The 24711-nt window shown below is 44.9% G+C and carries 24 protein-coding genes and 1 pseudogene; 18 read left to right on the top strand and 7 right to left on the bottom strand.

What is annotated here, in order from left to right; all coding sequences use genetic code 11:
* Window positions 1-92: 92 nt before the first annotated feature.
* A complete protein-coding gene (locus K9J17_12355) occupies window positions 93-524 on the top strand; it encodes a helix-turn-helix transcriptional regulator (GenBank protein ID MCF8277516.1) in 432 nt (143 codons plus the stop codon).
* On the opposite strand, the gene K9J17_12350 is transcribed toward K9J17_12355, so the two are convergent.
* Complete coding sequence (locus K9J17_12350; protein MCF8277515.1) at window positions 521-1531, bottom strand: DMT family transporter; 1011 nt, start codon at window positions 1529-1531, stop codon at window positions 521-523. The genes K9J17_12355 and K9J17_12350 overlap by 4 nt on opposite strands.
* A 91-nt stretch (window positions 1532-1622) precedes the next feature.
* Here K9J17_12350 and K9J17_12345 point away from each other — a divergent pair, with 91 nt between their 5' ends.
* Entirely contained in the window at window positions 1623-2504 is an 882-nt protein-coding gene (locus K9J17_12345) for a sterol desaturase family protein (GenBank protein ID MCF8277514.1), read from the top strand.
* A gap of 25 nt (window positions 2505-2529) precedes the next feature.
* Entirely contained in the window at window positions 2530-2781 is a 252-nt protein-coding gene (locus K9J17_12340; protein ID MCF8277513.1) for a VF530 family protein, read from the top strand.
* Here K9J17_12340 and K9J17_12335 read toward each other — a convergent pair.
* Window positions 2778-3902, bottom strand: coding sequence for an NADPH:quinone oxidoreductase family protein (locus K9J17_12335; protein ID MCF8277512.1), 1125 nt, complete (start codon window positions 3900-3902; stop codon window positions 2778-2780). The two genes, K9J17_12340 and K9J17_12335, sit on opposite strands and share 4 nt — an antisense overlap.
* Before the next feature lie 134 nt (window positions 3903-4036).
* On the bottom strand, window positions 4037-4714 hold the full coding sequence (locus K9J17_12330) for a PorT family protein (protein MCF8277511.1): 678 nt from the start codon (window positions 4712-4714) through the stop codon (window positions 4037-4039).
* 286 nt (window positions 4715-5000) lie between these two features.
* Between K9J17_12330 and K9J17_12325 the strand changes: the two genes are divergently transcribed.
* The 5 genes from K9J17_12325 to K9J17_12305 all read left to right on the top strand — a co-directional run bounded on the left by K9J17_12325 (window position 5001) and on the right by K9J17_12305 (window position 9323).
* Entirely contained in the window at window positions 5001-5642 is a 642-nt protein-coding gene (locus K9J17_12325; GenBank protein MCF8277510.1) for a DUF1801 domain-containing protein, read from the top strand.
* Between the two features lie 97 nt (window positions 5643-5739).
* On the top strand, window positions 5740-6207 hold the full coding sequence (locus K9J17_12320) for a DUF2147 domain-containing protein (GenBank protein ID MCF8277509.1): 468 nt from the start codon (window positions 5740-5742) through the stop codon (window positions 6205-6207).
* A complete protein-coding gene (locus K9J17_12315; protein ID MCF8277508.1) occupies window positions 6204-7358 on the top strand; it encodes an AraC family transcriptional regulator in 1155 nt (384 codons plus the stop codon). The genes K9J17_12320 and K9J17_12315 overlap by 4 nt, the downstream gene beginning before the upstream one ends.
* Before the next feature lie 41 nt (window positions 7359-7399).
* Window positions 7400-8212, top strand: a complete 813-nt coding sequence (locus K9J17_12310) for an SDR family oxidoreductase (protein ID MCF8277507.1) — start codon at window positions 7400-7402, stop codon at window positions 8210-8212.
* A gap of 604 nt (window positions 8213-8816) precedes the next feature.
* Window positions 8817-9323, top strand: a complete 507-nt coding sequence (locus K9J17_12305; GenBank protein MCF8277506.1) for a shikimate kinase — start codon at window positions 8817-8819, stop codon at window positions 9321-9323.
* On the opposite strand, the gene K9J17_12300 is transcribed toward K9J17_12305, so the two are convergent.
* A complete protein-coding gene (locus K9J17_12300) occupies window positions 9311-9814 on the bottom strand; it encodes a phosphoribosyltransferase (GenBank protein MCF8277505.1) in 504 nt (167 codons plus the stop codon). The two genes, K9J17_12305 and K9J17_12300, sit on opposite strands and share 13 nt — an antisense overlap.
* Window positions 9815-10152: 338 nt before the next feature.
* Here K9J17_12300 and K9J17_12295 point away from each other — a divergent pair, with 338 nt between their 5' ends.
* Window positions 10153-10497, top strand: a complete 345-nt coding sequence (locus K9J17_12295; GenBank protein MCF8277504.1) for a hypothetical protein — start codon at window positions 10153-10155, stop codon at window positions 10495-10497.
* Between the two features lie 644 nt (window positions 10498-11141).
* On the top strand, window positions 11142-12896 hold the full coding sequence (locus tag K9J17_12290) for a hypothetical protein (GenBank protein ID MCF8277503.1): 1755 nt from the start codon (window positions 11142-11144) through the stop codon (window positions 12894-12896).
* Between the two features lie 30 nt (window positions 12897-12926).
* Here the strand turns inward: K9J17_12290 and K9J17_12285 are convergent, their stop codons facing one another.
* Entirely contained in the window at window positions 12927-14291 is a 1365-nt protein-coding gene (locus K9J17_12285) for an HTTM domain-containing protein (GenBank protein MCF8277502.1), read from the bottom strand.
* On the opposite strand from K9J17_12285, the gene K9J17_12280 reads away from it, so the two are divergent.
* From K9J17_12280 to K9J17_12265, 4 genes and pseudogenes are all read left to right on the top strand, one after another.
* A complete protein-coding gene (locus tag K9J17_12280; protein ID MCF8277501.1) occupies window positions 14290-15498 on the top strand; it encodes a hypothetical protein in 1209 nt (402 codons plus the stop codon). The genes K9J17_12285 and K9J17_12280 overlap by 2 nt on opposite strands.
* Before the next feature lie 3 nt (window positions 15499-15501).
* Window positions 15502-16176: a hypothetical protein gene (locus K9J17_12275; protein ID MCF8277500.1), complete on the top strand. Its 675-nt coding sequence runs from the start codon at window positions 15502-15504 to the stop codon at window positions 16174-16176.
* Between the two features lie 156 nt (window positions 16177-16332).
* Window positions 16333-16455: pseudogene (locus K9J17_12270) on the top strand (PKD domain-containing protein).
* Complete coding sequence (locus K9J17_12265) at window positions 16432-16761, top strand: T9SS type A sorting domain-containing protein (GenBank protein ID MCF8277499.1); 330 nt, start codon at window positions 16432-16434, stop codon at window positions 16759-16761. The pseudogene K9J17_12270 and the gene K9J17_12265 overlap by 24 nt, the downstream one beginning before the upstream one ends.
* Before the next feature lie 94 nt (window positions 16762-16855).
* Here K9J17_12265 and K9J17_12260 read toward each other — a convergent pair whose 3' ends face one another.
* Window positions 16856-18247 carry a T9SS type A sorting domain-containing protein gene (locus K9J17_12260; protein ID MCF8277498.1) on the bottom strand — a complete coding sequence of 464 codons (1392 nt, stop codon included), beginning with the start codon at window positions 18245-18247 and terminating at the stop codon, window positions 16856-16858.
* A 377-nt stretch (window positions 18248-18624) separates the two neighbouring features.
* On the opposite strand from K9J17_12260, the gene K9J17_12255 reads away from it, so the two are divergent.
* A complete protein-coding gene (locus tag K9J17_12255) occupies window positions 18625-19125 on the top strand; it encodes a hypothetical protein (protein ID MCF8277497.1) in 501 nt (166 codons plus the stop codon).
* A gap of 68 nt (window positions 19126-19193) precedes the next feature.
* On the opposite strand, the gene K9J17_12250 is transcribed toward K9J17_12255, so the two are convergent.
* On the bottom strand, window positions 19194-19736 hold the full coding sequence (locus tag K9J17_12250; protein MCF8277496.1) for a hypothetical protein: 543 nt from the start codon (window positions 19734-19736) through the stop codon (window positions 19194-19196).
* Between the two features lie 397 nt (window positions 19737-20133).
* On the opposite strand from K9J17_12250, the gene K9J17_12245 reads away from it, so the two are divergent.
* The 3 genes from K9J17_12245 (at window position 20134) to K9J17_12235 (ending at window position 24677) form a co-directional block, all read left to right on the top strand.
* A complete protein-coding gene (locus K9J17_12245; protein ID MCF8277495.1) occupies window positions 20134-21963 on the top strand; it encodes a tail fiber domain-containing protein in 1830 nt (609 codons plus the stop codon).
* Between the two features lie 267 nt (window positions 21964-22230).
* Window positions 22231-23973 carry an ATPase gene (locus tag K9J17_12240; GenBank protein ID MCF8277494.1) on the top strand — a complete coding sequence of 581 codons (1743 nt, stop codon included), beginning with the start codon at window positions 22231-22233 and terminating at the stop codon, window positions 23971-23973.
* 11 nt (window positions 23974-23984) lie between these two features.
* Window positions 23985-24677: a TrkA family potassium uptake protein gene (locus tag K9J17_12235; GenBank protein ID MCF8277493.1), complete on the top strand. Its 693-nt coding sequence runs from the start codon at window positions 23985-23987 to the stop codon at window positions 24675-24677.
* Window positions 24678-24711 lie beyond the last annotated feature (34 nt).

Here is a 24711-nt window from a genome sequence, read left to right as displayed (position 1 = left end):
TAGCTAATTGACATTATTCTTATTAATATTGCTTTCAAATTGCAAGCAAATATATTGATTACTTTCGTTTAGCAAGTAATAATTGAAAAGTGATGGAAAATAATTTTCGTTCGTCTTGTCCAATAGCCTCCGCCTTAGATATTATTGGCGATAAATGGTCGTTGCTGATCATAAGAGACATGCTGATGGGAGGTAAGAAGACCTTTAAAGAAATATCCCTTTCGCAAGAAGGAATAGCCACCAATATTCTGTCTGCAAGATTGAAATTGCTGGAGTGCTTTGAGTTGATTACCAAACGTAAACTACCCGAAAACAAGAAGGAGAACATCTACCTACTGACCGAAAAAGGCATTGATCTTGCGCCTATAATCGTGGACATTGTATTGTGGAGCGACCAGCACGTCAGAGCCTTCAATCAGGAAATGTTTTCCATTTCGGAAAGAGGTTTTGATGCAGATAGGTCGGTGGTAATTGAACACCTCAAGAAGAACTACCGAGACATGGTTAGTCAGATTCTTGGCTAGGGAATAGCTATCTGCTTCCTCGCTTTCCGCTTGTCATTCAGGTGCAACACACCGTTGGCCGCAACGGATAGGATAATGACACCTGCACCGGCATAGAAACCGAGGTTCAACTCTTCGTGTTCATGAAAAATGATGGCTGCAAGGATGATGGAATAGATGGGTTCCAGATTGACCGAAAGGTTCATTACAAACGGAGAAACATGCTTGAGCGCCTGATAAGAAAGCTGCATGGCATAAACGGTGCATACCAAGCTCATGATGAGCAGATAACCGCTGTCTGAAAGACTTGGAACAAGGCTAGGAGCAGGGAAGTGATAGAGGTAAAGCGGAGCCAGTAGCGTGAGTGTTCCTAATCCACCGATGAGTTCGTAAAAGAGCAGATTGCGTGGACCGTGGTTTTCCAACAATCCTTTGGTCTGTATGGTAAAGTAGGCGCACAGCATGGCGCTTATCAACCCTAATGATATACCAACGGCATACAATTGCTGAAAGCGGAATATGAGGTAGATACCGCAGATGGTGAACAGTCCGAGCACGAGCTCAGCAGCCTTCGGTTTCCTCTTATTGAGAAGTGGATCGAGGATGGCGGTGAACAGCGCAGTGCTGGCCATGGCACTCAGTGCAATGGAAACGTTGGAATACTTGATGGAACCATAGAATGTGACCCAATGCATGGCGATCATGGCACCAACGAAAGCGATCTTCTTCATCTCTTTCCAAGGCGGTGGTTCCAGTTCGCCTTTCCATTTTAGAAAGGCTCCAAGCGCAATGACAGTGATGAGAACCCGCCACCAAACGAGCGGGTATTCCTGAAGCTGGATGAGCTTCCCTAAAATGCCTGTGAATCCCCAAAGGAAAATGGCAAAATGCATTTGGAGATAGGCGCGCTGCATGGGGCTGCGAATGTCGTGAAATCCGAGAAGCGAAAACGGAAAAGAATAAGATGAAATAGCGCTTCTCTGTAAGCTGGTTTTAGTCTCTTTTACGATATGGTCAATGGTTGGCATGTTCTATCGCTTGAAACATTTACTTTCATTGATTCAAGGATGGGCACTTACCTTGAATTCACCGAAATGAATCCGCTGATCAGACAAAAGCATGCAAGAAGAGACTTTCAGTAAACTCATTCCAGGCGTGGTGATGTTGGTGCTAGGCGTGCTGGAGGCGCTTGGTGGGCTTTACATCCATGACAGACGCACCAAGAACGATTTTACCATAGAACTGGTAAGCCTTGTGACCTTGCCCACCTTGATCCAACCGGCCATTTTCTTCTTTGTGCTTTGGGCCATGCGCGCAGGTTTTCCAGCGTTGGAAGATCATTTTGTCCAGATATCCATTTGGTGGCACTTCCTGGCGTTTCTGGTGTTCGATGATCTGACGCAGTACCTCTGGCACCGACTTTCGCATGTGAATCGCACCATGTGGAAACTGCACCGACCGCATCATGTGGTGGAAGAAATGGGCGTGCTGGTCACGTACCGCAATGCCATTCTTTACTATGCTTTCATGCCTGGCATTTGGCTTTCGGCACTGCTGGTCTATTTGGGAATGGGTTATGCCTATCTGTTCTATCTGCCCGTAAAACTCACCATCATTCTGTTGGCGCACAGCGAGACGAAATGGGATCGATTCCTCTACCGATACAAGTTACTGAGCCCGTTGGCTTGGGTGGTAGAACGGACCATCTCTACCCCAAGTACCCATTTTGCGCACCACGGATTGACGGCAGAAGATGGTGTTTCGCATCCGAATGGCAACTACGGAAACCTGCTGTTTATTTGGGATGTGCTGCTTGGAACAGCCAAGATCACCCGAAAGTATCCTACACGTTTTGGTGCATGGAACCAAGTAAAAGAACCTTGGTATGTTCAGCTGCTGTTTCCCATTATCCGATCCAAAGATCCAAGGAGCGAACTGCATTCCATCAAGACCAAGAATGATTACGACCCATCGGTAGATTTCAAAGAATTCACCCGTTAACCTATGTCTGAATAAGCACTATTCCATGGATAATCCAAAAGAACAATCACAGTCTAAGGACCCGATGCATGGTGTGAAGCTGGCCGATATGCTAGAGGCTTTGGTAGAACATTATGGTTGGGAAGACATGGGATATTTCATCGACATCCGTTGCTTCAACTACGACCCGTCCATCAGATCGAGCTTGGCATTTCTGAGAAAGACACCTTGGGCCCGCGCCAAAGTAGAGCAGCTTTATCTTGATATGCTCGAAGATAAACGCAAGTATTCACGTTAGCTTATTTGCACCGCAGCTCCACCAACGATCTTCCCGTTCCACTTAGCACGCATCGCTTCTTTAATGTCGGCCAGAGGAAATACATCCGAAACGTAGGGTGTGATCTTGCCTTCATTTACCCATTGCAAGATGTCCTTTAGTCGTTGTGTACGAATGCTTGGGTCGTGCTGCGTGGCTATCACCATCGGGCTGCCCAATACTTTCAATCCTTTCATCAGAATGAGATTGGTAGGTAGCTGATTGGCATTGGGCGCGCCTCGCTGTCCTTTGCCCTTGGCCACAAACGGAGTAGAGGCCCAACCTACAATGAGGAATCGTGCACCGAATTTTACGCAGCGCAAGCTCTCTTCAGATACTGCTCCACCTACGCCATCATACACCACATCAACCCCTTTGCCGTTGGTCAGTGCTTTCACATCGTCTCTAAAAGGCCGTAGTTTTTCGTTCGGATCGATGGCTTTGGTATTGATCACATGGTCGGCACCTTGGGCTTTTACAATGGCCAGTTTCTCTTCCGAACGCCCAGTGGCAATGACTGTGGCGCCCATCAACTTGGCAACATGAACAGCTGCCATGCCAATTGCACCCGATGCACCATGAATAAGCACCGTTTCGCCCGCTTTCAGCTGTCCGCTGGTAATGAGGCAATAGTAGGCCGTTTCGTAGCTGCCCAGTAGGTTGCAGGCCTGATCGTAATTGAGCCGTTGTGGAATGTGAATGATGGCCTCTTTGGGAGCAACGGCATAGCTGGCAAAGCCACCGTAGCGCTGGTATTCTCCAGGAGAACGAGGACCGCTGATAAAACCATCCACCAGTACCTTATCGCCTGTTTTGGCCACTGCATCGCTTACGTTCTTTCCTTTCCACAAAACGATGCCGCAGTACTCCAATCCGGGCGTGTAGGGAAGTGGAGGTTGGTGCTGGTACTGTCCGCTCAACATCATCAGATCTACCCAGCCCAAAGCGGCACTTTTTACGGCAATCAACACATCGTCATCTCCCAACTCTTCGGTGTTGGGCATTTCCTGCGCTACAATGCTCAGGAATTGCTCCACACCTTCCATGGGTGTTTCGGCAAATTCAGACACCTGCACCTTCATTCCATTGATCATCGCATCCACTGATTTTGAAAAATGAAGGTAAACTATTTGATAGGTACAGGAAGGGAATGGTAACTCTGTTCGATACAAACACCAAAAGCCCCGAGGGGCTGATGATGCAATGATCGGACTGGCTGTTTAATTCAATTTGATCATCAACCTTCTTTACTTAACCTGAATGTGTAACCCAACGAAAGTTGAATTGAACGATTTGCTTGGGTTTTGTAGCCTGACGGTTCAGTTTTATACTTGTTGGTATCAAAAAGGCCGAAGCCATAACGGGCATCTAAGAACACATTGCCTCTTCCAACGGCATATTGCATTCCAAGTCCTCCATTCAGACCAAGGTCAAAGCGATGTTGTTTGTAACCATCGTCATCGATATTATTATCGAAATCGATGCTTTCTTTCGATTCGGTTCCAAGCACATTCGACTTGGTATGACCGCCAACCCAGTAGCTGGCATAAGGCCCCAGAACGGCATAGCCTTTAAACTTTTCTCCACCGAATTGGGCTTTGGCCAAAATTGGGATTTCCAAATAATTGGCCGTTACCTGCGTGTAATCGCTGGTAGAGCTAGACGAGGTCTTTCCGCCTTTCTGAATGAAGAGCACTTCTGGCTGAAGCGAGAATGTTTTGCTAAAACCATAGTTGACCAACGCCCCGAACTGATATCCGAATAGCATGTCCTTTTCCGAACCGGCAGCTGCCTTGCCCGACATCGAGCTGAGCGTTGCACCTCCTTTGACCCCAACAGCAAGTTGGGCCTTACTTGTGTTTGCAGTGGCACCGGCAATGGCCAATGCTAATACTGCTACTTTCCATTTTCTCATTGTCTTTGTTTTAGTTTTTAATTGGCCAGTCCGCTGACCATTGATTTGACTAATTGACCCGACAAAGGAATAGGGTGGAAAAAAAATGATCGTTGATGTTGGTCAAAACGAATTGTGTGCGGTTTCGATCTTTAGCGCGCGAAACTGCGGCTCAGGTTGTTTATTGCACAAAGGATTACATTTTTTAGGGATGCGATTCAGCAACAGCTGCAAGCACTACAAGCTTTTGCGCTGTATTCCTCTTGAAGGATTTTAAGATCCTCGCTTAATTTTGTGCATTGAATTGATGAATCACCTCGTAGATACATATCTGAGTGACGGCTGTGGTCGATGCTCCTTGGGCGGCACTCCTGACTGCAAGGTTCATCGATGGCACGAAGAACTGGTGCTTTTGAGAGAGATGCTGCTTCATTGCGGATTGAACGAGGAGCTGAAATGGAGCATTCCGTGCTACACCTACCAGAACAGCAACATCGTTTTGCTAAGCGCCTTCAAAGAATACTGTGCACTGAGTTTTTTCAAAGGGTCGCTGCTGCGTGATTCCAATGGCATGCTTATCCAGCAAACGGAGAATGTACAGGCTACGCGGCAACTCCGATTTACGAATGTGCAAGAGATAGCAGACTTAGAAACGGTTATCAGATCCTACATCTACGAAGCCATTGAAGTGGAAAAGTTGGGGCTGAAAGTGGACATGAAGGATCGGGCTGAACTCGCCTACCCAGAAGAGTTAGAACTGAAACTGGCTGATGATGCTGCCTTCAAAGCTGCCTTTGAGGCATTGACGCCAGGCAGGCAACGCGGATATGTTCTGTTCTTTGCGGCACCCAAGCAATCTAAGACACGTGCGGAACGCATTGAAAAGAACCGTGCTCAGATTCTTGAAGGAAAAGGCCTGCACGATGACTATCGTTCCAATAAGAAATAGCTTTAGAACATCACAGATCATTGGTTCTTTGGTCTGATCATTTAATCCGTACTTCAAGTTTTTAAATCTTTCGCGCATTTTCATTTCCTTGCCGACCATGGTCAGAATAGCAATTGTTGGATTAGTACTGCTGCATGCGTGCAGCTTTGGTCTTTTGGCGCAAAACCCCGATGCCATTTTAGGCAAATGGATGGATGAAGAGCACGAAACCATCATCGAGATCTATAAAAAGAACAGCATGTTTTATGGCCGCATCGTGTGGCTTAAAGACTCTTTGGATCCGACATTCGGAGGTAAACTGCGGGATGTGCTGAACGATGATGTGAAGCTGCGTTCGCGCAAGGTCTTGGGCATAGATATGCTGGAAGGTTTTGTGTGGGACGGGGTAGACGCATGGAGAAAAGGACGTATCTACTATTACCAGACCGGCAACGATTACAACGGAAAGATCTATATGGAAGATGGAGAGCTGAAGCTGAAAGGCTACTACAGCATCCTTTTCTTTTTAGGACGCACCAAAATATGGTCTCCTCTTAGCAATGCAAGTTCCTACGGCCTGAAATGAACCTCTCGGAAGCCATATTGTACATCGGCCTGGCACAATCGCTTTTTGCGGCCTTTGCCTTGGGTACGCGCAAACGCGTCACCCTGCCCGATAAACTATTGGTGGGTGGCTTGCTTGTTTTTGCCTTCAAGTTCATCATTCTTATTCTGAATAATGAGCACGGAGAGTTCTTCGATATGCAGTTTTCGCTCGGTCTTATTCCCCTTACTTTCGGGCCTATTCTGTATCTCTACACCACCTATCTGGTGGCAGATAGAAAGCGGTTCCGTCCGTTGGACCTGCTTCATTTTCTTCCTTTTGTACTTATCACGCTGGCGTACTTCATGTTCTTTCAGGATGTGGTCGATTTCTCGGATGAGACCTTTCTGAAACCGGACGAATACCTGTGGGTACGCGTCACTTTCTCGATTGTGTTCTTCGCTTCGGTCATCACTTATACGGTACTCACGTTCGTCAAGCTCATCAACTTCCGAAAGAACATTCAGGCGCAGTTCAGTTATCAGGATAACCGGTTGCGGCTGTTCTGGCTCAACTTCATTGCCTTGTTGTTCAGCCTCAGCGGTCTGGTGGTGATCGTTGCCGGTGCCTACAATGCCATGATGTTCAAGAAAATGTTAGATACCGCGCTGCTATCTCACCTTGGACTGACCATTATTGCCTACACCGTAAGCTACTTTGGTCTGCGGCAGCCTTCGTTGTTCCGCTACGAATATGCCATTGAAGAAGATAAGGCCGAATTGAAGGGCTCAGAACCCAATGAGAAAGAGGTGAAACCCCGTTTTACGGATGAGGAAGCTAAGGCTTTGACAGAACGATTGATCATACACATGAGTGAGGAACGCCCGTACCTCAATCCAGAATTGACGTTAGGAGAACTTTCGGCTCAGATCAATCTGGCCAAGCACGAATTGACCGAATTACTGAACGTTCACATCGGTAAGAATTTCTTCTCGTTTGTGAATGAATTCCGACTGAAAGCCGTGGTACGCAGGTTGGCAAATCCCGATTATGATCACCTCACCATCATGGCACTGGCTAACGATTGCGGCTTCAATTCTAAGTCTACCTTCAACAGTCTTTTCAAGCAGCATTATGGCCACACGCCTTCCGATTACAAGAAGATGCTTCGCGAGGGTTCCATTCCTGCCTGATCGGCATATTCCATCCCATTACTTAATAGTAAGTTTGCTGCATGTCATTCATCAAGGATAAAGTAGTGCTGATAACGGGCGGAAGTTCGGGCATTGGAAAGGCCTGTGCCGAGCGTTTTGGCAGAGAAGGCGGCCGTATTGTGATCACGGGTAGAAATGCCGAGAATCTGCAAGCGGCAGCAGCGGAGCTCCGGAACAAGAACATCGAAGTATTGGCGGTGCAGGGCGATGTGGCCAGCGAGAATGACTGTGTGCGTATGATCAACGAAACGCTGAACAAATACGGGCGGATTGATGTACTCATCAATAACGCAGGCATCAGCATGCGTGCGTTCTTCAAGCATGTGGATATTTCGGTGATGCGCCAGTTGATGGAGGTGAACTTCTTCGGCACGGTGTATTGCACCAAGTATGCCTTGAAGCAATTGCTGAAGTACAAGGGGACCGTGGTTGGGATTTCGTCTGTGGCCGGGTATCAAGGATTGCCAGGGCGTAGCGGTTATTCGGCTTCTAAGTTTGCCATGGAAGGCTTTCTGAGTGCCTTGCGTTTGGAGAATCACAACACGGGATTGCACGTCATGATCGTGTGTCCAGGGTACACGGAGAGCAACATCCGCAAAACGGCCTTGGTGGCCGATGGTAGTTCTCAGGGCGAATCGCCAAGGGACGAATCGAAGATGATGACCTCTGAAGAAGTGGCCGACCATATTTACCATGGAGTGCAAAAGCGCAAGAAGCGCGTAGTGCTTACCACACAGGGAAAACTTTCCTACTATCTGAGCAAACTGCTGCCTTCGTTCGTTGATGGCATGGTCATCAAAGCGATTGATAAGGAAGGGGATCTTCCTAAATAGGTTTTAGGAGTTAGGTATTAGCTTTAAGGAAAAAGGAAAAACGGAGAGAGGAAACGTGGAGTTCCTTTTCACTGTGAGTTGGAAGCGCAATTCCCCCTTATAAAGGGGGTGGCCGGAGGCCGGGGGATTTGTTTGGAATGAATAATTAGGAATTAAGAATGGGGCAGGCGCTTGATGCTTTTGCTGATAGCTGAAAGGCCTTAGGTATTAGCTCTAAGGAAAAAGGAAAAACGAAGAGGGGAAACGTGGAGTTCCTTTTCACTGTGAGTTGGGAGCGCAATTCCCCCTTAAAAAGGGGGTGGCCGGAGGCCGGGGGATTAGTTTAGGATTAAGAATTAGGAAGGGCTGGCATTTGATGCTTTTGCTGATTGCTGAAAGGCCTGAGGTATTAGCTTTAAGGAAAAAAGAAAAAAGAAACGTAGAGGGGAACTTTGAGTGCAATAACCGCTTACAAAAAACAGAAAATCTGGTCATGTTGAACTTGTTTCAGCATCTATCAATAATGGGCTTAGACCCTGAAACAAGTTCAGTGTGAAGGCATTTAAAACGGTCTGTGCGCTGAAATCGCAAATCGAATATCATAAATCGTCTATCGCAAATCAACATGAAGGTATTTCTAGTAGGATATATGGCCAGTGGTAAATCTACGGCTGCAAAAAAGTTGGCTACCAAGCTGGGGCTCAAATCTGTTGACCTTGACGCAGAGATCGTGCGGACGGCTGGCATGTCCATTCCCGAAATATTCAAGGAAAAAGGGGAGAAGGCCTTTCGGAAAATGGAGCAGGAGGAATTGCGCAAGTGGATAGAGAAAGACGATTATGTGATGGCCTGCGGTGGCGGCACTCCGTGCTACTTCGAATCGATGGATGAGATGAACCAAGCAGGTGTGACCATCTACCTGGAGATGACGCCCAAGGCGGTGGTAGACCGTGTGTCTTCCAGCAAAGAGGAACGTCCTATTCTGAAAGGGATGAAGGAAGATAAGATGCTGGAGAAAGTGACTTTTCAGCTAAAGAAGCGCGAGCCTTTTTACAAGCGCGCCACGTGGACCATAAATGGCATCAACTTAGACATGGATGAGTTGGTAGGAATGGTCAATCACTCCAAATAAACGGCCATTTCGCCTTCCAATACCACTTTTACGTGTTCTTTGAGCGTGGTGCTCAGTAATAGCCCAACGTAGTCTGCCTTCACAGGAAAACGTTTGTGGTCGCGGTCTATAAGGGCCACAGTACGTAAAGCTTTTAGTGGCACTTGTAGAAAGTGACGAATGCCATAGATCAGCGTTTTGCCGCTGTTAAGCACATCATCCACCAAAATAACCACCCTGTCTTCGGCTTCGGCCTTTTCGAGTTGTACAAAGGCGTTGATGGCCAATGGGTCTTCCTTGTTCACGTTTACGGGCACAAGGGTCACCTTCATGTTGGTGAAGTTTGCCAAGCGCTCCTTCAACAGCTTAGCAAGTATGAAACCATTGCCTGCAATACCGGCAATAATGATCTCTGTTTCGTTGTAATGGTTCTCGTAGATCTGAAAGGCCAAGCGGTCTATTTTCTGGTTGACCTGTGTTTGATTCAGTACAAGTGTCTTTACGTTAGGCATGACAAAGGATTTGGCTGCAAATTAGCCATTTGGGGAAAAGGAAAAATGAGAAAAAAAAATAGAGGAAAATGGGAATGAGGTGATCAAGAGATGAGGAGATGAAGGTGTGAGCTGCGACAAGCGCTCTCGGTTCAAACCTTTGAAATAATGCACATCCCACTCTTATATACATCATCAATTCCTGTTCAAATAGTAGCTGAATGGATGCTTAGTGAAGTAATTGATGCGAGGTATTTGGTATGGGGGCGTAAACCTGTAATTATAGCCTACTAGATGGTTATGAAAACATAGTTGAAGGTTCGAGGAATGTCAACCTTTGGGTTCAGAGAGCATCTGTCATGAAAAACATTCTAAACTTTCTATTCTGTGCCGCCCTTTGCAATCATGCTTTGGCGCAATGCATTCAGTCTGCATACTCTTTTTTAGACGTCAATAACGTTATAGCTCCTGCTGATAGTGACGGAAGTATGGGTTTTCTACAGAATCCGGGTATGAACTATTCGGTGGATACTGGAAATGGAAACACCTTGGCCACCATGGCCGCGGCCATTCTTATTGCAGGGGAAGTGGTCGGAACGGATGAAATAGGATTCAGACAGTACGCGGCAGGGAAAGCCCTGCTTATTGAGTATTATTACAATTACGATGAAGTAGGCCCAGCCCACGATGTCTTAGAGGACTAAAGCAACGCCAATGGGGTGAAGTTGGTAGGCTTTGCCATACAAGAATACATAACCGATCCAGAGGCAGAGCCCGAAACCAGTAAGTGGCTTGCGCGCATCATTTATCCGATAGCTTCGGAATAACAAATTTGAAATAGAGTAGAGTTGAAAGAGCCGCCTTTGGGCGGCTCTTTCATTTTCCTCGATCATCAATTTCGATAAATAGTCAGTTACAGATCGGTATAACCATACGGTCTCAAAGACCTTTTGTTGAAAGCTTCGGAAAGCAATATTTGGAATCAGATGACATTGCTTGTGCTTTTTGTCATTCTTATATAGACGTCTTGATCAATGTAGTAGAATTGAAGCAACACCATTGAATCGAGAAGTCTGAGATGCCAATTTCCGCTAAAGTAATAATAACATAGTTAAATTGATTTACCAATTCGTATCTGTAATATTCTTACAATCATCTAATTTGATTTTATTAAAATGATCAACCTCATTTTTAATTGAATTATTAACTATGTTACATTTAATTTCATATTAAAACCACTACATTTATTGTAGATATTTCGTTATTGCACTATTGCTGGCGGTTATTAGAATATTAATCAAATACCTTATATAATTTTACTTTCTTTGCCAGTTAATTGATGATTAAAATGAAAACGATACAAATTCTCCCAATTATTGCCGCTACACTTCTGTTTGCAAAATTGTCTCTTGCTCAGGATGATGGTGTACTTATCGATCCGAGTGAAACGCTTACGCGGCACCCTTCTGCCACATTGGAAGTTGGTCGGTTACAGAGTACAACAGCCAATGATTACGGTGGTTTCTTGGCCCCAAGAATGACCCTCGTCAATAGAGGCAACATTGCCAGTCCGGCCGAAGGTCTGCTTATCTATCAGACCGACAACACGCCCGGTTACTACCTTTACAATGGTAGTGGATGGAATCGTTTGTTTGAAGGAACAGGCAGTACCAGCATTACGCTGAATGGCAACAGTTTTGAACGTGCTGCGCTTACGGGAGATGTGACTGCAGCGGCCAATAGTAACGTAACAACCATTTCAGACAATGCCGTTGATGGCACCGACATTAACCTTAGCGGCAATACCATTGGCGATATGATGTACTATAATGGCACGGATTGGGTACGTCTTGCCTCAAGCACAAGTGGGCGGATATTGAGAACCAACGGAGCGGCTGCACCAAGCTGGAGCGACCCAACAGGCATAATGACCGTAGAGAACGGACTTACGGAAACGGCACCTGCTACGGTTCGTTTGGGCGGTACGCTTACACAGGCCACCACTATTACTCAAGGTAGCTACAACATGGATTTTAACCTCAATGGCACTGGCGACATGCGTGTCATGGATGGTGCAACAGAACGCGTACGATTTGAAGACGGAGGAAGAGTGGAGATTTTAGCGACTACCGATGCCTCTGGTACAGCTGGTTCTGGAGTTCTTGAAATTGGCAACAGCCTGAGAATAGACGACAATGAGATTATCACCAATACAAATGCAACCCTGTTCCTTAACTCTGACAACGCTGGTGACGTTCAAATGGATGGAGGCACATTCCACATGGATGCCTCTGCAAACAGAGTAGGAATTGGAACCACCACACCTGCATATACGCTAGAAACGGTGGCGGGAGGTAGTGTAAGTGTGAATGACGGCTTTGTAAGAAAAGTAAAAGGGTTTTACCTACAAGATTGGGATGATGACACCGGGGGTTCCGATGACAAGTATCGATTACTTGGGCGAGACGGAGCTTGGCAGTTCTACAACGGTGGCGTTGTTGTTGGAAATTACAATGATGGTACTTGGAGTGACCTAGCAGATGGTTGGCTAGTTGTTGAAGACCGTGTAGGAATTAGAACCACGGCTCCAACCGAAGTGTTAGACGTTAATGGCTCTGTAAGAATTCGAGGTGGTAGCCCAGAAGTTGGAGACGTACTTACCGCCACCAGCACGGATGGAACCGCCACTTGGTCCGCTGGTGTGCCATTAGGAACCATTGTTGCGTGGCACAAAAATGGGGGGGCTGGCACATTGCCATCAGGTTGGGAAGAATGTGATGGAAGCCCGTCCTCAAGAAATGGCATAACCATTCCAAACCTCAACGGAGGTACAACTTCTAAATCTGGAGATGCATCAAAAGGGCATTTTTTAAGAGGTCACACTTCAAGTGGTGTGTTTGAGACAGATGCCTCAAATAACTTTTATGAAGTGAATCAAGATGCCGATGATGGGGGCGCTAATACTCGTCAACTTGATGATGATGGAGAGTATACAGATTGGTTTCAGCAGTACTACTCCAATGACAGGATGCGATTTAAGAACGAAGGCGTTGAAACCAGGGTAACCAATATGTCTGTTGTGTGGATAATCAAAGTTGAATAAGGAAGTTGTAGCAGTTGAGTTATATGGTTGCTATCGATGATACAATCGTTGATTCTCCTCCTTATATAACAATATCCAATTGTTGTGTTTTAAAGAAACATTGTATTTCAATCCTGACAATTCCTGCTCAGGATGTACAATAAAACGATAAGGTTTGTCATTCCGAGACACAAGTATATCTGCATATACCGCCACATTGGTCATTCCGGCAAGCTCGGCCTCACGCTTTAAGAATTTTGCAAATTGTGGAATAAGTGCAGGATATTTGCCTAAGTTTCTAAGCTGGGTCTTATTCAGAAACTTTGAGGGGTCCAATTCGTGCCACTGCAGCACTTGGTCCTTTTCATCTCGTTCTGCCAAGAAAAATGCAGCGCTGATGTCGCTACCACCCGACATCATGTGCCAACTCCACATCTTACTCTCGCCTGTCCAAAACACATTCCCATTAACGACCAAATGCCTGAGTGGAAAAATTAATTGAAATGCGAAATGGATCGCGATAAGCCCAATAACCAAGGATTTGTTCTTTTCAACTGCTTGTGTAATTCGAAAATGACCTTGTGGTGCAGGAAACACGAACAAGACAACAGATGCCATCATGGCAAAGGGGAATGTACCGATCTGTAAAGTGATGGCGTTACTTATATTGAAGAAGAATATGAAGCAAAAGGAGAGTAGTTTGATCCATCTTGTTTTTGCCATCAACCCGAACGGTACTAATAGGTCAAAGATCAAGCCCCCGAAGGTTACGATTAACGCTACAATTGTAAGTTCATCTTGTCCTAATCCCCATTCAAGTCGATTCGATATATTGGTATACAAGGTTTTGACAGCCAAACCGGAAAGCCATTCTGGATTCAGAAGCTTTGATACACCGCCATAGAAATAAACGATACAGATCTGCAACTGAAATAATAGCAACATCCACCGATAGGTTTTAATTGGTTTTGTCTTTCTCCAAAAATGATCTAGCGAGAAGTGTTGATTTGCAGGAACGAACAGAAAGAACAGATTAACCAAGCAATAGAAATAGTAGTGATTGTTGAAGTACGCCTGGTCGATGGAAAAGACATAGAGGTAAACGATAAAAAGAGCAACAGATGCAGCTTTATAAAAATATCCGAATAGAAGAAAGATGGATGTTATGAGTCCTACAGCAAAGACAACCAATAACCATTGGTCATTTAAAACAGGAATAAACTCGAATCCAGGGTACCTGAAATGAAATACGGTGTTAAAATACCTGTACTCGCCACGGGCAGTTAGCGCTTCAAAAAAGTTGAAAGACATGAGTATTCCCCACAGAATTCGGAACACGCTAATGGGTACAACAGTATGTTCTGTAAATAAAACCGATTCGACCCTATACCATAGATTTATGATTGTACGATTCATGATTAGAAGAAGCCTGTATTGGATGTACCCATCTCTTCTGTTTGCATTTGTATTCCCTACATCATCTTTCGGTCAACATGATGATGCTGGAAATATAGAAATTCTTCGGAATTATAAGCTGCTCGGTGCGGTTAAACAGGTAGAATACAGAATGTTTAATGCACATGTTTCGAGAGATACGTTTTCAATTGATGCAGAGATAAACGCTAATCGGTGGCCTAGTAAGCTCGTATTCGATAAAAACGGATATATGACCGAAAGGTCTCTCTGCAACATGTACGGCCTGGAATGTAAGCGAAAACTTATCAGTTACGACAATCATCAGAACCTGTTGAAATACGAACGCATTGAAGACGACTCCGTTACGGTAGCGCTCAACTATTACAGCTACTCATCTTCCGGGCTGTTTATCGAACAGATAAAATACTTGAAGGAAAGAGATGGTCTTCAGATCAGTGACATACTAAGGTATGACCATGACACCGTGGGCAGACTGAAAAAAGTTAATCGGTTTGACGGAAATGATGTGTACAAGGGAAAGTTCACCTATGAGTACCTAGGCTTTGGCAACCAGTGGGCTGTGTTTGAGGAAGTGGATCAGAAAGGCGAAGTTGAAAAACGCATTGAACGGGCATTTGATGATAAAAAAAGGATTATCGATGAGATAAGCTATGACGAAGGCTCCCTCTTGTCAAGAAGAAAGACACGGTACGAGAATGACTCTGTCGTTTCTCTCGAGAACTTTACCCGTTACGAAGGTGAGCAGCTCTTACTAAGAGATGCCAAATATGTCTATTACCAACCTGATGGCTATTCCGAATTCAAAATTGTTCTTAAAAATGGTTTGCCGGACACGGTGAACTATGAATGGGTTGTTTTCAATGGTCTAGGGCAGATTACATTTAAACAGAAGTGTGCACACGGAATCGTTCTTTATGAATCAAATTGGTTGTACAACGACCAAGGACAGTTAATGGAAAGAACCAAGACAGATGAACGGAACACAACGGTATCTCATTGGTCATTTCAGTATTTTACAGACGGTCGACTTAAATCGGAAAAGTTGCTTACCGATGCAGGAATGACTGAGTTTAACAAATGGTACTATGATGAAGTTGGGAACTGGACGCATAGGATAGAACGGTTAATAACACCAGACATTGAATACACACATTTACACAAGAGAGACATTTTATACTTCGATTAGATCATGAAAAAAATAGGCACTTATGCAGTACTTCTTACGCTGTTTGTAGGGTGTAGGAATTTTGATTCTACCAACGATGACCAACTTAATTTCATTATTCATCGCGCAAAATCCTTGGATGATTACAACACAGCCATTCAAGCAACCTATAAGCTCATGTCGGCCGACACCAATGAACTGATGTACTATGATTCGCTTGCCACATATTACCTGAAAGCAGGGGAGTACGGCAGCGCGTTGGCCACATCGAAATATCTTTTGAAATTCCGTAATACTGAAAAGACCTTGGAAGTAGGAATGACAAGTGCCATCTTGTTGAATAAACTTAACGATGTGGTTCTTTTTGGAGAGATACTTATAACAGAGCGGGTCGAGTCTCCTAAATGGAGTTATGAACTGGCCAAAGCGTATTACAATTTGGGCCGTGATTCCGATGCCCGTTCAGAATTACTGAGGTTAATTGCTCTTCCAGGTTCCAAGGTTGAGTTTACTTCCATGAATATCTCAAACAAGACCTATGATATTCCTTATTACGCTGCTGCACAAAACCTGCTTGGTGTTCTGTATGCAAATGAAGGTAAGCTGGAAGATTGCAAATACCACCTTCTTGAAGCAATAAGATTTTCGCCAGAATTCCCACTACCCCAACAGAACCTCTCAATTCTAACGAAGAAGTGATATAGAGCCGGGTTGATAAATTCGTTTCAGTTAAAGCTTTTGATGCAGGTGGCGTTCTGATAGCGTTTTCCTCGCCAGAACGCTTATTACGCAGAGTCAACTGGCTTTGCTTGCGCTTACTTTTGGCCCACTCCCAACCAATTCTTCTTCGCATCTATTTCTGAAGGCGACAGCTACCTCTGGGATTTTGGCGATGGAACGACTTCTGCCGAACGCTTTCCACCAGCGCATACCTATACCGACAACCAATCGCACGTGGTAACCCTTACCGTAAGCAATGCCTGTGGCTCCAACACATCAGTTATCAATGCAGGAACCATATTTTTTGGGGTGGAAGAGGAGGAAGCACTTCATTTTGGCATTTATCCCAACCCCGGTTCTGATCAGTTTACGGTCCGTTTTGAGCAGGCTGGGGTAGAAGGTGTGTTGGAAGTGAGAAACCTACTGGGGCAAGTGCTGCACACACAGCCATTGAATGGCACAGCAACTGTAAACATCAGCGCCAATTGGCCTGCTGGAAATTACTTCGTCCTAGTAAAGGCACAAAATGCTGTCTTTGCAGAGCGGCTTTCCGTAATCAAATAGGTGCTGGAAAGAAAACCGCCCATCGCACTAAAGCGCGATGGGCGGTTTTTTCATTCTTCTATTCCGAGTGCTAGCTTATTCCTAGCGCTGAGGCTTAGTGTTTTATCAATCGGATAACTGAGCTTGCTTCTCCTTGGGTGCCACGTAGCAGGTAAATTCCTGCCCGCAGGTGCTCAATATCAATGGTTGCTCTTCCTTGGGCCTGAAGGCTGTACACCTCGCGACCTCGAAGGTCGGTAAGTACCAGACCATAAGGCTGCATATCGGGCAGTACAACGTTATAAACCCCATTGCTTGGGTTAGGATATACCGACAACTTCGGTGCATTAGCATCTGCCACTCCTGTTTGGATTGCTGCGTAGGTCAATTCGCACATATCGGAGTTTACAAATTGATCGCCATCCCAATCGCGGGTAAGCGAAATGGTACGGATATCATTTTCGTCAAAGGTGTAGCTCGATTCATACGTGGGCACCCATTGAATACCGTCCCATTCAAACTGCTCCATAAGAATCTGATAATCGCTGGCGTTATATGTATGAAGGTATTGATCGGTATAAAGCCATGCATTCCCATCCCAAGCCTGATAGGTTTCTGAAAGAATCTTTCCAGTGGCACTATAGGTATAGGTTTCGAATGACTCTTCTATCCATTCCGTGCCATCCCACGATTGCGAATTGTAGGTGAGTAGATGGCTCATCACATCATACGTGGCAAAGGACCGATAGCTGTTCAGCCACTGGGTGCCATCCCAATTTTCGTCTAGGCCAGAGGTTTCATTTCCGTTCACATCATACGTTGATGTGTGTCTATAATTGTTGGAGTAGATGGTTCCATCCCAGTATTGCGATTCGTAAACGAGCACATTACCCACGGCATCGTTGGTGTAGAGATCGATGAAAGTACCGACCCATTCACTTCCTGTCCAACCTTGGTATTCGCTTGAGGCCAAGAAATTGTTACCGTCATATTCAGAGAGGTATCTACTGTTGGTCTCCCACGCTCCGCCAATCCAATTGCTGAAAGTGGAGCTGGTTTCGAAACCGGAACCATTATAGACATATTCGTTGTACGTGCTATGTACCCAAGCACCAGCATCCCAATTATCTTGGGTTTCGGTAAGTATGGCTCCATTGGCTTCGTAGATATAGATTCTTCTGAAGCTGTTTTCCCACGCGCTTCCATTCCATTGCTGATTTGTTTCCGATAGCACACGTTGATTGGCATCGTAGGTGTAGGAAGTGTTTGATTGATTTTCGTAAGTAGCCCCATTCCAATACTGACTTTCAAAATAAGTGGCAGAGCCTTCCGTATTGTAGGTGGTTATCTGTCTATTGCCAGGGTACCATTCACTTAATTCGGTATCCCAAGTGCCGCAGCTAAGTGTATCTGTAAGGTAAATGGTGCCACCACCAAAAACGCCATCGTCCGTATTAGACCCACCACCGCAAGTGCTGCAGTCTGTATCAACAGGCAGGTCGTTCAAGGTTTGGTCAAGTCTTAATTCAGTCGCTTTTCTGTGCTTGGCCCGAAGCCTATCGATTCCGTTCTCAGAAGAAGCAGATTGGCCGAAACTTGCCGACCAAACGAATAGGACGGCAACAAATAAGCTAAAATTTCTTGTCGTGGTTTTGAATTGTTGTTGAGAAGTAAATATACTTTTGTTATAACATAAAACCGCACACTGAACAAAATATTCGAAAGCTCGTTCTGCGAATCCGATACCTGATCGGAGAAAGATCTCCATAAATAAAGTTGCTACGAATTGTTTGTAGCGGCTTTCTAAGCCACCAGCTAACTAAAGGAGAAACGATGTAGCATATTTTAGCACATAATTAAACCAAACACCCAAACAGATAGTTAATGAAAACAAACATATATCGATTCCTATACAGGCGAGACAAACCCATGCCAATGAAGATCATGGGTATACTTGCTGCCATATTTAGTATTGGCGGACTTGCTTACTCTCCGTTCTTTGGAGTGATGATGGCCCTAGGAGCTGGCGGACTTCTTGCGTATCAAAACGGAATTGAAGTGAATTATAAGGAAAGGACCTATCGAATGATAAGCGCTTTAGGGCCGCAAGGATTTGGTCGATGGGAACCATTGCCAGAAATCAAATGTGTTTCTGTTTTTAAAACCAAGCTCGTTAGCTCAACCTACGGACGGTCAAACGCAAGCATAACCACCACACAGACAGTCATTCAAGTTAATCTGGCCACAGAGCAGAACAAACGCATCCGCGTGTTTGAAACGGAAAAAGTGGGGGAAGCACTTGTTTTCGCCAAAGATCTTGCTCAAAAACTCGACCTCAAGATTTGGGACGCCACAGAACGGGAAGGAAAGTGGATGGAGTTGTAAGAAGATTGAAAGTGATCTTTACCCAAAAGGAAAAAACGCTCGCCAGCGCCTGCCGTTAACAAAGGCACTCATTGCCCATAGGCTTCCAAAGCCTTCAGTTCCTCATCCACTTTCAATCTCCAAGTGACCAGTGCCGTGGTATCCATACCAAGCTTGGTTTCCGTTTTGAATTGCTCGAGTTCGGCAGATCGGTCGTTGGCAGAATGGCTATACTTTTCTTGAAATTCGGCATCAGGATTAGTACTTGTTCGGCTTAGTGCATACGCCTCTCGCATTTTCCGCGCATGCACCTCGTATATGTTGAACATCACTTGGAAATAGTTGAGACCAGCATCCGTCCGGTCCTTTACGGGCATCCAAGAATTCATTCGGTCAAATACGCTCACAATATTGAAGTGTATTTGGTGATGGGCGCTTTGTCGTTGAAAACCTCCAAGATTCAAACAAAGAATTTGGCCTTTTAAAGTTCCTCCTTCCTCTGGCTGTCCCTTAAAGTCGTTCCAAGAAAGTGGTCTGTTCGAATTCCAATGAAGCGTGTCGTTAGAAACCTTTACCTGAGCTTTTACAGACAAAAGGACTAGGAGTAAAAGTCCGGTTAAGAAGTACTTCATGGTTATTTAAGGTGGGCTGTGGTCGGTTTTATCGGTTTTCAACTTATGGACGTTCAAGGGCTTCCAACATCAATTGATAGCCTTTCATTTATAAGCAGAATATCATTCTGATAAATATGCTAAAAAAGCACAGCATCTGGCTATTTATGGTACGAAATGCATGCAAGTCCCACGATTATTTACCGTGGTGGCGTTTGCCTTGAACCCGTCAAAGACAACAGAAGCATCTCCTTTTTCTCATATCTCGTTCCATATTTTTCGTGCTTGTCTTCAGCAGAAACAAGAATACGGAACCAAATAGGTAAGGGGCTTTCAAACCTCATCCATCTTTCTGACCATGGTCATTATTTGTTTCGGGGTAGCAACTCAACTTTATCCTACACAAACCCTAACGATCATGAAAACTTTTTCGAGCATTCTACTATTTGTTTTTGCCGCGCTTTTTGCATCGGCACAGACCCCACAGAAATTCAATTATCAGGGCGTGGCCCGAAACAGCCTAGGAAACGTTATTCCTGATCAGAACATTGGAGTAAAGGTCACTATTCACCATTCTTCGCCTTCGGGCATTACGGTGATGGAAGAAACGCATGCGGTAACCACCAATGCATTCGGCCTGTTCAATCTTGTAATTGGAGATGGAACGCCCACCTTCGCCAATATGGCGGCCATATCGTGGTCGGGTGGCGTCTATTACATAGAAATAGGCCTGGATGCCACAGGTGGTACCACTTACCAAAGCATGGGTACATCTCAGTTACTGTCAGTTCCTTATGCACTTTATGCAGAAACGGCTGCAAACCCAGGTCCAGTAGGTCCAGCAGGACCAATAGGTCCAACGGGGCCTGCCGGTTCTGCCAACGCCAACGGAACAGAGAATTACATCTCAAAATTCACCGCGGCAACCGCCTTAGGCAATTCGCAGATCTTTGATGATGGTGTCAATGTCGGAATAGGAACTTCCGCTCCTGCGAGTAAACTTGAAATTGTAACAGACGGAACAATAACAGGCGGTCTGAGAATTAAGAATACGGGTGCAACCACGGGCCCAGCAATAATGCTGCATGGCGAAACAAAGTCATGGACCATAAGTGCCACCAACAGTTCGGCAAGCACAGGTCCAAATAAGCTTATTTTCAGAGATTATAGTTCGGCTACAGATAGGATGGTGATCAACGCCACAGGAAATGTAGGTATGGGAACAAGTTCTCCTAATTATAAATTGGATGTGTATCACAGTGGAAGTACAGGTATCCGCTCTAAATCCAGCGCAAATTACAGTGTGGTAGATATTGATGCAGCAGATGGTGATGCCGCTTTGCGTTTATATAAGGCTGGTTCTGGGATGTGGCTTATCGGTAACAACAACGCAGGTGATTATTTTCGAATTCTTGAATTAGGTGTAGCTGAACGACTGATGATAGAACGGACCACCGGAAATGTTGGAATAGGAACAAGTACTCCTATAGGGAAGTTGCATGTGGCGGCCACTGAGGGAGATTATGCAGGTTATTTCACCAATAATGTGGCCAGCACAACAACCCATGTAATACATGGCGAAGCTAACCATACTGGATTTGCCGATGTGGTTGGCGTGTTTGGACGTAATGTGGTCAATGCTTATTATGGTTTTGGTGTAAGAGGAGAAGGAGGCTGGTATGGCGTGCGTGGTGAGGCATCTATGAGCGGAACCAACACGCGCTATGGGGTTTATGGCTTTGCAGGAGGTACAAGCAATGCTGCCTATGCCGTTTATGGCAACGCAGTTGGTACTGGAACAAACTGGGGCGGTTATTTTCTCGGTGATGTTTACACAACAGGATCTTACCTGCCATCAGATGCCGATCTGAAATCCAATATCAAAGATTACCGTACTGCATTGGCAACGATCACAGCACTGCCTGTAAAAACCTACACGTATCGAACGGACGGCATCTATGGAAAAATGAGTTTACCAAAGGGAGAGCAGGTAGGTATCATGGCTCAGGATCTAGAGCAGATCTATCCTCAATTGGTAAAAGCCAATCATTTTGAAGATGTGGAAAGCTTTGAGCAAGGGTTGGTTTCTAAAGAAAACATCGAATCCATTGATTTTAAAGCAGTGAATTACGTAGGCCTTGTTCCCATTATGGTAAAGGCCATGCAAGAACAGAACCAGAAAATGGAGGCCCAACAGTTGTTGATCGATCAGCTGCTGCAACGAATTGAAGTGCTGGAAGCAGAATAGTACTTCTCAATTCCCAGTTATTAGCTCTTCCCATCTGTAGCAATACGGGTGGGAAGTTTTTTTATGACCAGCCTAAAGCTGATAAGGGCTAAGGAAAAAGGAACTAAGAAATGGAGTGTGGAGATATTGCAACAATTGTTTGCAGGAAAAACAAGCAATAACACCATGGTAAGCAAGCCCTTTCTACTTTTGTCCCGAGTTATGCAGACTGAAAGCGTGGCGAGTTGCACTTCCCAATAAGATGTGGCAGCAAGAAATCTGAAGTGAATGAAGTTCGATATAAACCTGTTTTTCAGAATTACATTTTGGATCAGCCTTATTGGACTCTTTGCCATTATTTCAGACTTTGGGTTTGCGCAATCTGAAGGTTACCAACAGCTTCTGGATGATTTTTACTTCATCGTCCTTGCGATAGGCATTATATCCACCTTCACGCGTTACATCAAAAAGGTAGGTTCGTTCGATAGAAAAGTAATTGTCTTCGACCTCCTTTCAGTTTCCTTCACCTTATGGATTTTTTATATGTATCTGTTTGTAGGTATTCCCTTCGAAACGGATCTGCTTCTTGAAAATCCCATCTGGATTCATATTGCGGTGGTTTTCAGTTTCATACGCGAGTTTTCTGAGATAAGGATCAACTTCAATCGGGCATTTTTAAATCCGGCACAACTCTTCATTCTCAGTTTTCTGGCCATCATTCTGTTTGGCTCGTCACTATTGATGTTGCCCAAAGCAACGTATGACGGTATATCGTACCTAGATGCTCTGTTCACTTCAACAAGTGCTGTCTGTGTAACAGGCTTAGCTGTGGTGGATACAGGTACGCACTTCACCGTTTTCGGTCAGACCATCATCATGATACTTATTCAGGTGGGTGGTTTGGGCATCTTGACCTTTGCCAGTTATTTCAGCTACTTCTTTAAAGGTGGAACCACTTACGAGAACCAACTCGCATTGGGAGACATGACGAGCTCCGAAAAAATGGCCGAAGTATTTTCAACTCTCAAAAACATCATTCTAATAACCTTCGGCATTGAGATGGTGTCAGGAATGTTGATCTATTCAAGCATCGACTCGAGCAATTTCCAGTCGCAGTCAGAACAGCTCTTTTTCTCTGCATTTCATGCCATATCGGCATTTTGCAATGCAGGGTTCTCCACCTTGTCCAATAGTTTCTACGAGGACGGTTTCAGATTCAACTATTACCTCCAATTGGTTGTCATTTTTACGTTCGTACTAGGTGGATTGGGATTCCCTATTGTGGTCAACATCCTTAAATTCCTGAAGTACAAGGTCATCACCTTATTCTCATCTCGAAGAAGCAAATACAAGCCATGGGTACTGAACCTGAACAGCCGCATTACGCTGTTCACTACGCTATCCATCACCTTCGTGGCGTTCATCATGTTCTATATTCTTGAATACAACAACACCTTGGCCCAACATAATGGTTTCGGAAAAATGGTGACTACACTTTTCGGAGTCACAACGCCAAGAACCGCAGGCTTCAATTCCATAGATACAGCAGCCATGGCGTTTCCAACGCAGATGATGGTCTTTCTATTGATGTGGATCGGGGCTTCGCCTCAATCGACAGGTGGAGGTATTAAAACAAGCACCTTTGCCATTGCCACACTCAATATTCTGAGTCTGGCAAAAGGAAAGTCGCGCATAGAGATCTACAGAAGGGAAATAGCGGATATTTCGGTGCGAAGAGCCTTTGCCATCATATCATTATCGCTGATAGTCATTGGTTTTGCCATTATGCTCATCGCTCATTTTGATCGCGAAAAGGAATTGTTGGATATAGCGTTTGAATGTTTTTCGGCATACAGTACCACTGGTCTGAGTTTAGGAATTACCAGCGCCTTGAGCAGTCCCAGTAAGCTGGTGGTCATCATCGTAATGTTCGTAGGCCGTATCAGCATGTTGTCTCTGGTAATTGCTGTTTTCAAGAAAGTGAAGCATAAAAACTACCGGTACCCGAAAGAGGAAGTGACCATAAATTAAATCAGTTAAGAATGAAATACATAATTGTAGGTCTTGGAAATTTTGGCGCATCCCTTGCCCAAAAACTGACACAACAGGGCAATGAGGTGATTGGAATTGATACCAGTATGACCAAGGTGGATGCTTACAAGGAAAAGATATCGCATACCATTTGCATGGATTCCACAGACGAGTTTACCGTTTCGGGCCTTCCATTGAAAGACACCGATATCGTGCTTGTAGCTATTGGCGAAGACCAAGGAGCCAATATCATGACCACGGCACTTTTTAAGAATCTGGAAGTAAAACGTTTGATAAGTCGCGCCATCAATCCGCTTCACGAGAAAGTATTGCGGGCCATTGGTGTAGACGAAATTGTGCACCCAGAAGAAGAAACAGCCGAGCGTTGGGCCAAGAAATTGTGTTTGAGCAATGTGGTAGATTCCTTCGAATTAAACGATGATTACAGCATTATCGAAGCAAAAGTTCCTGCTGATTATGTTGGTAGGTCAGTAAGGGAGGTAGGGTTTCGTAAGCAGTTCAATTTATTGGTGCTTACCATTATCAAAAAGGTTGAGGTGAAAAGTGTTTTAGGGAAAAACAAGATTGAATCACAGGTGCAAGGTGTGGTTTCTGCCGATATTGTACTCGAACAAGACAACATTTTGGTGCTTTACGGCTCAAACAAGGACCTGCAGATCTTCCTCAAACAAAAATTGAGGTGAACAAACGACTACCAGAAAATCCGTTCCTAATCGT

The sequence above is a fragment of the Flavobacteriales bacterium genome (assembly GCA_021739695.1).
Lineage (GTDB): Bacteria > Bacteroidota > Bacteroidia > UBA10329 > UBA10329 > UBA10329.
Note: the sequence above shows the minus strand (reverse complement) of the source record. Positions and strands in the feature narration are given on the sequence as shown.

Excerpts from the sequence above, each read along its gene's own strand:
- K9J17_12355 (MCF8277516.1), top strand. The coding sequence starts at position 93 with ATGGAAAATAATTTTCGTTCGTCTTGTCCAATAGCCTCCGCCTTAGAT.
- K9J17_12350 (MCF8277515.1), bottom strand. The coding sequence starts at position 1,531 with ATGCCAACCATTGACCATATCGTAAAAGAGACTAAAACCAGCTTACAG.
- K9J17_12345 (MCF8277514.1), top strand. The coding sequence starts at position 1,623 with ATGCAAGAAGAGACTTTCAGTAAACTCATTCCAGGCGTGGTGATGTTG.
- K9J17_12340 (MCF8277513.1), top strand. The coding sequence starts at position 2,530 with ATGGATAATCCAAAAGAACAATCACAGTCTAAGGACCCGATGCATGGT.
- K9J17_12330 (MCF8277511.1), bottom strand. The coding sequence starts at position 4,714 with ATGAGAAAATGGAAAGTAGCAGTATTAGCATTGGCCATTGCCGGTGCC.
- K9J17_12325 (MCF8277510.1), top strand. The coding sequence starts at position 5,001 with ATGAATCACCTCGTAGATACATATCTGAGTGACGGCTGTGGTCGATGC.
- K9J17_12320 (MCF8277509.1), top strand. The coding sequence starts at position 5,740 with ATGGTCAGAATAGCAATTGTTGGATTAGTACTGCTGCATGCGTGCAGC.
- K9J17_12315 (MCF8277508.1), top strand. The coding sequence starts at position 6,204 with ATGAACCTCTCGGAAGCCATATTGTACATCGGCCTGGCACAATCGCTT.
- K9J17_12310 (MCF8277507.1), top strand. The coding sequence starts at position 7,400 with ATGTCATTCATCAAGGATAAAGTAGTGCTGATAACGGGCGGAAGTTCG.
- K9J17_12305 (MCF8277506.1), top strand. The coding sequence starts at position 8,817 with ATGAAGGTATTTCTAGTAGGATATATGGCCAGTGGTAAATCTACGGCT.
- K9J17_12300 (MCF8277505.1), bottom strand. The coding sequence starts at position 9,814 with ATGCCTAACGTAAAGACACTTGTACTGAATCAAACACAGGTCAACCAG.
- K9J17_12295 (MCF8277504.1), top strand. The coding sequence starts at position 10,153 with ATGAAAAACATTCTAAACTTTCTATTCTGTGCCGCCCTTTGCAATCAT.
- K9J17_12290 (MCF8277503.1), top strand. The coding sequence starts at position 11,142 with ATGAAAACGATACAAATTCTCCCAATTATTGCCGCTACACTTCTGTTT.
- K9J17_12280 (MCF8277501.1), top strand. The coding sequence starts at position 14,290 with ATGATTAGAAGAAGCCTGTATTGGATGTACCCATCTCTTCTGTTTGCA.
- K9J17_12285 (MCF8277502.1), bottom strand. The coding sequence starts at position 14,291 with ATGAATCGTACAATCATAAATCTATGGTATAGGGTCGAATCGGTTTTA.
- K9J17_12275 (MCF8277500.1), top strand. The coding sequence starts at position 15,502 with ATGAAAAAAATAGGCACTTATGCAGTACTTCTTACGCTGTTTGTAGGG.
- K9J17_12255 (MCF8277497.1), top strand. The coding sequence starts at position 18,625 with ATGAAAACAAACATATATCGATTCCTATACAGGCGAGACAAACCCATG.
- K9J17_12250 (MCF8277496.1), bottom strand. The coding sequence starts at position 19,736 with ATGAAGTACTTCTTAACCGGACTTTTACTCCTAGTCCTTTTGTCTGTA.
- K9J17_12245 (MCF8277495.1), top strand. The coding sequence starts at position 20,134 with ATGAAAACTTTTTCGAGCATTCTACTATTTGTTTTTGCCGCGCTTTTT.
- K9J17_12240 (MCF8277494.1), top strand. The coding sequence starts at position 22,231 with ATGAAGTTCGATATAAACCTGTTTTTCAGAATTACATTTTGGATCAGC.
- K9J17_12235 (MCF8277493.1), top strand. The coding sequence starts at position 23,985 with ATGAAATACATAATTGTAGGTCTTGGAAATTTTGGCGCATCCCTTGCC.